This window comes from Microbacterium wangyouchuni, assembly GCF_054072595.1.
Window position 1 is genome coordinate 458,733 of record NZ_JBSVRM010000003.1, and the last position, 6,510, is coordinate 465,242.

Annotated in this window: 6 protein-coding genes; 4 read left to right on the top strand and 2 right to left on the bottom strand. The window is 64.5% G+C overall.

Annotated features, from left to right (window positions below; genetic code table 11):
• Positions 1 to 18: 18 nt before the first annotated feature.
• Both ACW5CM_RS07240 and ACW5CM_RS07245 read right to left on the bottom strand, forming a co-directional pair.
• Positions 19 to 1,032, bottom strand: coding sequence for an aldo/keto reductase family protein (locus ACW5CM_RS07240; protein WP_438252820.1), 1,014 nt, complete (start codon positions 1,030 to 1,032; stop codon positions 19 to 21).
• Positions 1,033 to 1,145: 113 nt separating this feature from the next.
• Positions 1,146 to 1,829, bottom strand: a complete 684-nt coding sequence (locus ACW5CM_RS07245) for a FadR/GntR family transcriptional regulator (protein WP_438252819.1) — start codon at positions 1,827 to 1,829, stop codon at positions 1,146 to 1,148.
• A gap of 127 nt (positions 1,830 to 1,956) precedes the next feature.
• On the opposite strand from ACW5CM_RS07245, the gene ACW5CM_RS07250 reads away from it, so the two are divergent.
• From ACW5CM_RS07250 to ACW5CM_RS07265, 4 genes are read left to right on the top strand one after another with little or no spacing between them, the layout of a single operon-like run.
• Positions 1,957 to 3,174, top strand: coding sequence for an aminotransferase class V-fold PLP-dependent enzyme (locus tag ACW5CM_RS07250; RefSeq protein ID WP_457124625.1), 1,218 nt, complete (start codon positions 1,957 to 1,959; stop codon positions 3,172 to 3,174).
• Between the two features lie 37 nt (positions 3,175 to 3,211).
• Positions 3,212 to 4,528: an ABC transporter substrate-binding protein gene (locus ACW5CM_RS07255; RefSeq protein ID WP_457124626.1), complete on the top strand. Its 1,317-nt coding sequence runs from the start codon at positions 3,212 to 3,214 to the stop codon at positions 4,526 to 4,528.
• 3 nt (positions 4,529 to 4,531) lie between these two features.
• The gene (locus ACW5CM_RS07260; RefSeq protein ID WP_457124627.1) at positions 4,532 to 5,482 is read left to right on the top strand and encodes a carbohydrate ABC transporter permease; all 951 of its coding nucleotides are present in this window, start codon (positions 4,532 to 4,534) and stop codon (positions 5,480 to 5,482) included.
• A complete protein-coding gene (locus tag ACW5CM_RS07265; RefSeq protein ID WP_457124628.1) occupies positions 5,479 to 6,369 on the top strand; it encodes a carbohydrate ABC transporter permease in 891 nt (296 codons plus the stop codon). Before ACW5CM_RS07260 ends, ACW5CM_RS07265 begins: the two co-directional genes overlap by 4 nt.
• Positions 6,370 to 6,510 lie beyond the last annotated feature (141 nt).

The window sequence follows — 6,510 nt, forward strand, 5'->3', positions numbered from 1 at the left end:
TCTCGCGATGGTGCTGCCTCAGACCAGCCGCGTCTTCGGCGAGACCGTGTAGGTGTGCTCGGCGTCGCGGTTGGGGACGTCGCCGAGGGCCGTGTCGATAGCGGCGAGCGTATCGGCGTCGAGCGTGACACCGGACGCCTTGACCGTATCGGCGAGCTGCTCGGGACGGGATGCTCCGACCAGAGCCGCGGCGACATTCTTGTTCTGCAGAACCCAGGCGATCGCCAGCTGCGGCATCGTGAGCCCGGCGTCGGCGGCGATCGGCTTGAGTCGCTGCACAGCGGTCAGGATGTCATCCTGCAGGAAACGCTTGATGAACTCGGCGCCGCTGTGCGGGTCGGTGGCGCGCGAGCCGTCGGGCACGGGCTGGCCAGGCAGGTACTTGCCACTGAGAACGCCCTGCGCCATCGGCGACCAGACGATCTGCGAGATTCCGAGCTCTTCGGATGCAGGAACCACCTTGCCCTCGATCACCCGGTGCAGCATCGAGTACTGCGGCTGGTTCGAGATGAGCTGCACGCCCAACTGCTTGGCGAGCGCGTGGCCCTCGCGCAGCTGCTCAGCGGTCCATTCGCTGACGCCGATGTACAGCGCCTTTCCCTGGCGGACGATGTCAGCGAAAGCCTGGAAGGTCTCCTCCAACGGCGTCTCGTAGTCGAAGCGGTGCGCCTGGTAGAGGTCGACGTAGTCGGTGCCCAGGCGCGCCAGCGAACCGTTGATCGACTCGAAGATGTGCTTGCGGCTCAGGCCGGTGTCGTTCGCACCCTTGGGTCCGGTCGGGAAGTAGACCTTCGTGAAGATCTCCAGGCTCTCGCGGCGTTGACCCTGCAGCGCCTTGCCGAGAATGACCTCGGCTGCCGTGTTCGCGTAGGTGTCAGCGGTGTCGAACGTGGTGATGCCAGCGTCGAGTGCGGCGTGCACGGTCTTGACGGCCGCGTCGTCTTCGACCTGGGATGCGTGCGTGACCCAGTTGCCGTAGGTGATCTCAGAGACCTTGAGGCCGCTGTTTCCGAGGTAGCGATAGTTGACCATGGCTCAACGCTACTGGCCCCGCGCGCGGCGTCGGGCGCTCTGGTCACATTTTTCGGCCGTTCCGGTCGTTGGGACGGAGCGGGGCTAGCGGCCGAGCGGACGTGGTGGCCGGGTTACGACGCGGGCTGCTGATGCTTGCGCAGCCAGTACTCGGTCTGGGCGACGTGACCGGCGGCGGCAGCGGATGCGGCAACCGGATCCCGCGTTTCGAGCCCCCGCAGAATCGCACGGTGACCGGCATCGGAGAGCACTTTGATCTGAGCGGCATCTGCGGTCGTGAAGATCCGGTAGGCGCGTGAACGGGCCCGCAGCACCTCCAGCAGTGTGGCGAGCGCGTCGTTGTTAGCGATGTCGGCGATCGCAGAGTGGAACTGACTGTCGAGTTCGGAAAGCTCCTCGTCGTCGGTGACCGCCTCCAGTCGCACCAGCAGCTCGTCGAGCCGCGCGATCGTGTCGTCATCGATGCGAGCGGCGGCCAGACTCGCCGCATGCGCCTCCAGCGCACGGCGCAGCTCATACAACTCGATGACCGAGTCCAGCGGCAGCAGGCCGACCGTCAGTCCGAGTCCCTTGATGAGATCGGCGGCGTGCAGCTCTGAAACGTAACTGCCAGATCCGTGTCGGGTGTCGATCACCCCGAGCGCCGAGAGCGTGCGGATCGCCTCTCGCAGCGGTCCCCGAGAAACACCAAGCCTCTCGCACAGTTCCCCTTCGCTCGGTAACCGGTCGCCCGGCTTCAGATCACCATCGGCGATGAGTGCGCGCAGCCCGTGCAGTGCCGTCTCCATTGCGCCCATCCGCGCACCTTTCCCTAAGTTGTCTTACGACTTTATAAAATCTACCGATAAGACTCGCCACAATGAACCGAATGTGGCAATGTTGTAAAACAAGTTCCGGCCGCACCCATTATCCGAACGAGGCAGCATGCAGCATCCATCCCCCACTCTCGCACCCGTGCGTCTGGTTTCGGGGATGCGAGCGCGCGATGCCTGGCCGCTGGATCCGACGATCATCCACCTCAACCACGGCTCCTTCGGCGCCGTCCCCAGCGAAGTCGTCGAGCACCAGAACGAGTTGCGCGAGCGTGCCGACCGCAGCCCCGTCGGCTGGTTCCCGCGCATCGCGGAGTATGTTGCGGATGCTCGCGCCCACGTCGCCCCCTTCGTCGGCGCCCGCGCCGAAGACAGCGCATTCGTGCCCAATGCGTCCGCCGCAGCCACCGTCGTCTACAACAGTCTGCGCCTCGACGCCGGCGACGAGATCCTCGTCACCGACCATGGCTATGGGGCCATCACTATGGGCGCCGCCCGCCTGGCACGTCGCTTCGGCGCCGAGGTACGCGCCGTCCACATCCCCCTGTTCGCCTCGGCCGATGAAGTCGTGGAGTTGTTCCGTCAGTCGCTCACCGCGAACACCCGACTCATCGTCGTCGATCAGATCACGTCCCCTACTGCACGCATGCTACCCACCGCCGAGATCAGCGCCCTCGCTCACGAGCGCGGCATCCGCGTTCTCGTCGACGGAGCGCACGCGCCCGGCCTCATCCCGGATGCCGCCACAGCCGGCGGTGGCGACTGGTGGTTCGGCAATATGCACAAGTGGCCGTGCGCACCCCGTGGGTCGGCACTGCTCGTCACAACCAACTCCGACCGCCAGGAGCTGTGGCCGCTGATCGACTCATGGGGGGCTCCGGAGCCGTTCCCGAGCCGCTTTGACACGCAGGGCACGATCGATGCGACCACCTACCTCAGCACCCCGGCCGCGATCGATTTCATCGAGCGCGAGTACACCTGGGAGCGCACCCGCCAGAGCATGCGCGAACTCGCCGACGTCGGCGCCCGGCTGATCGCCGATGCCGTTCAGCCCCACGTCGCCGAAGACGCACTCGTGCAGCTGCCGACACCGGTCGACGCGATGCGGCTGATCCGCCTGCCCGACGGCTTGGGCAAAACCCGAGAAGAAGCGGATGCCCTGCGCATGACACTCTTCGACCGCGTCGGCGTCGAAACCGCCTTCACGAGCTTCGAAGGACGCGGCTACTACCGCCTCTCTGTCCATCTCTACACCGAGCTGAGCGACTTCGAAGCCTACGTCGAGCGCTGCATCCCCGAGATTCTGCGCGCCGCAGCCGCGGCATCCTGACCCTTCCCCGAACGAAAAACACAGAAAGAGGTATGTCATGAAGCGCAACCGACTGACGACAGCCGTCGGCCTGGGCACTGTCGCCCTGCTGGGACTGACCGCGTGCTCCGCAGGAGGCTCCGAATCCTCCGGCGGCGAAGGCGGCGACGTCGAGCTGCAGATGGTCGAGAGCCTGACCAACCCCGCCCGCACCGACCTGCTGCGCGGCCTCCTCGATGATTTCGAGGCCGACAACCCGGGCGTCACCGTCAAGCTCGTCTCCCCGCCCACTGAACAGGCCGACCAGACCATCCAGCAGATGCTGCAGTCCGGCAAGGGCGTCGATGTGCTCGAGGTCCGCGACATCACCGTCGGCCCGTTCTCCAACAACGGCTGGCTCTACGACATGACCGACGACCTGAAGAGCTGGGACGGCTGGGACGCGCTCACCGACAACGCCAAGGCTGCCGCCGAGGGCGATGGCACCAGCTACTTCGTGCCCTACGGCTTCTACGGCCTGTCGCTGTTCTACCGCACCGATCTCATCGCCGAAGCAGGCTTCGACGGGCCTCCGGCGAGTTGGGAAGAGCTGCTTGAACAGGCCTCGGCGATCCAGGATCCCTCGAGCAACATCTATGGCTACGCGTTCCGCGGCGGCCAGAACGGCAACACGAACGTGGTCGCGGCGATCGAGGCGTACGTCGTCGATGACCTCGACCTCTCGAACGCGTTCCTGATGCAGGACGGCTCGACCATCTTCGCCGCCGACGAAGCACAGGATGCCGTCGACACCTACTTCGACCTGTTCGAGCAGGGTTCACCGCCCTCTGCCGTCTCATGGGGTTACCCGGAGATGGTCGCCGGCTTCACGAACGGCTCCACCGCGTTCCTCCTGCAGGACCCGGAGGTCATCGCGACCGTTCAGGACTCGAACCTCACCGAGGATCAGTGGGACACCGCTCCGTTGCTGACCGGACCGTCCGGCAAGGCCGCGCAGCCCCTCGCCGTCGCCGGCTGGGGTGTTGCAGAGGGAAGCAAGCACAAGGAGGCGGCGGTGGATCTGATCGAATACCTGTCTTCTGCCGAGCCCGCCACTGAGTTCGCCCAGGCGAACAGCCTGGTGCCGATCATCGCCGCGGCATCCGATGACGAGTTCTACTCGACCGGCCCGTGGACGAGCTACGTCACCATGACCGAGAACCCGGACACCTACGTCAACGTGCAGCAGCCGCGCGGTGTGAGCTGGTGGACCGAATGGATCCAGAAGTCCGACCAGGACGTGCAGAACGTGCTGCTGGGCAACATGACGACGACCGAGCTCCTCGAGTCGTGGGACGCGTACTGGGTCGAGAAGTACGCCAGCGAAAAGGGCTGATCCATGTCACTCCTCACGCGTTCGGGGCGCTCCACCGGTGAATCCGGTGGGGCCGCCCCGGCGCGGCCGGGAAAGCGCGTCTTCCGGGGCCGGCACGCCTGGACGATACTCGCCTTCCTCGCCCCCGCCATCCTCTTCGTCTGCTGGTTCACGTACTACCCGATGCTCCAGGGTGTGCGCATGGCGTTCCATGACTGGAACCTGTGGGACCTCACCTCGACGCCATTCGTCGGCTTCGACAACTTCATCCGTGTTTTCAGTGACCCGGTCTTCCCGCAGGTCGCCTGGAACTCGGTGCTGTGGGTCGTAGGTTCTCTCGTGCCGCAGTTCGTCATCGGCTTCCTGATTGCTCTGGCTCTGCGCAAGCGATTCCGTTTCCGCGGCGTCTACCAGGCGCTGGTCTTCTTCCCGTGGGCGGTATCCGGCTTTCTGATCGGGATGCTGTTCCGCTGGATGTTCAACGCCGAGTTCGGTGTCGTGAACGATCTGCTGATGAAGGCGGGGCTCATCGACGCTCCACTGCCGTGGCTCGCCGATCCGAAGCTCGCTATGGTCGCGGTCATCATCGCCAATATCTGGTACGGCGTGACCTTCTTCGCGATCATGATCCTGGCAGCCCTGCAGTCCGTTCCCGACGAAATGTTGGAGGCAGCCAGCCTCGACGGCGCCGGTCGCATCCGCCAGTTGTTCTCGGTGATCATCCCGTACATCCGGATGACGCTGCTGCTGACGATCCTGTTGCGCGTGATCTGGATCTTCAACTTCCCCGACATCATCTGGGCGATGACCCGCGGCGGCCCCGCGAACCAGACCCACATCGTGACCACCTGGATGATCAACTACACCCAGCAGGGCAACTACGGCATCGCGAGCGCGATCGGGCTGATCGTGGTCGGATTCCTGTTCGTGTTCTGCGCCTTCTACCTGATGTCGATGAGAAGGGCGAGTAAATGAGCGCCACCGCACAGCTGGTCGTTCCGGCCGGTGTCCGTCAGATGCCTCCCCGGGCCCGACGCAAACCCTCTGCCCTCAGCATCCTGCGTTTCGTCGGCCTGGCGATCTGGCTACTGATCACACTGTTCCCGCTGTACTGGATCGCCCTGACCTCGTTCAAGGAGCCCGCAAGCGTCAATGTCTATCCGATCGAGTACTGGCCCAGCCGGCCGTCGGTGCAGAACTACGCGAATCTGTTCGAGACGAGCAGCTTCGGGGTGTTCCTGGCGAACTCCGCAATCGTGGCACTGGTGGCCGGCGTCACGAGCACCTTCATCGCACTGTTGAGCGCATTCGTGATCGCGCGTTTCGAGTTCCGCAGTAAGGGTGCGGTGCTGATCGCATTCCTCCTGACGCAGATGATCCCCGCGTTCATCGCGCTCGGCCCGCTGTACTCGATGATGGCCGACCTCGGGCTCGTCGATAACAAATTCGGTCTGATCCTGGTGTACATCGCGATCTGCATCCCGTTCTCGACGGTGATGCTGCGCGGGTTCTTCGAGAACGTCCCGGTGGCGTTGGAAGAGGCCGCCATGATCGATGGATGCTCGCGCCTGGGCGCCCTGTTCCGTGTGCTCGTTCCGGTCATGACGCCCGGCATCATTGCCGCATTCATCTTCAACTTCGTGAACTGCTGGAACGAGCTGTTCCTGTCGGTGGTGCTCATGCACTCGGAGGAGAACCGCACGGTGCCGGCGGCGCTGAACGGCTTCATCTCAACGTTCAACGTCGACTGGGGTTCGATGTCTGCCGCGGCCGTGATCACGATCCTGCCGACGATGGTGATGTTCGCTCTGGCCAGCAAGTGGATCGTGCAGGGCCTGACCGCAGGTGCAGTGAAGGAGTAGCGCGCCACTTTTCGGCCGTTCCGGTCGCACTTTTCGGCCGTTCCGGTCGCACTTGGTGCTGCTAAACCCGCGGCAATGTCAAATGGTGGGAGCAACGCCGGGGGTTTAAGCGGCGAGTAGCAGCTCGTTCAGCCGGTTGGC

Coding starts and splice junctions, on each gene's coding strand:
- ACW5CM_RS07240 (WP_438252820.1), bottom strand. CDS start 1,032: ATGGTCAACTATCGCTACCTCGGAAACAGCGGCCTCAAGGTCTCTGAG.
- ACW5CM_RS07245 (WP_438252819.1), bottom strand. CDS start 1,829: ATGGGCGCAATGGAGACGGCACTGCACGGGCTGCGCGCACTCATCGCC.
- ACW5CM_RS07250 (WP_457124625.1), top strand. CDS start 1,957: ATGCAGCATCCATCCCCCACTCTCGCACCCGTGCGTCTGGTTTCGGGG.
- ACW5CM_RS07255 (WP_457124626.1), top strand. CDS start 3,212: ATGAAGCGCAACCGACTGACGACAGCCGTCGGCCTGGGCACTGTCGCC.
- ACW5CM_RS07260 (WP_457124627.1), top strand. CDS start 4,532: ATGTCACTCCTCACGCGTTCGGGGCGCTCCACCGGTGAATCCGGTGGG.
- ACW5CM_RS07265 (WP_457124628.1), top strand. CDS start 5,479: ATGAGCGCCACCGCACAGCTGGTCGTTCCGGCCGGTGTCCGTCAGATG.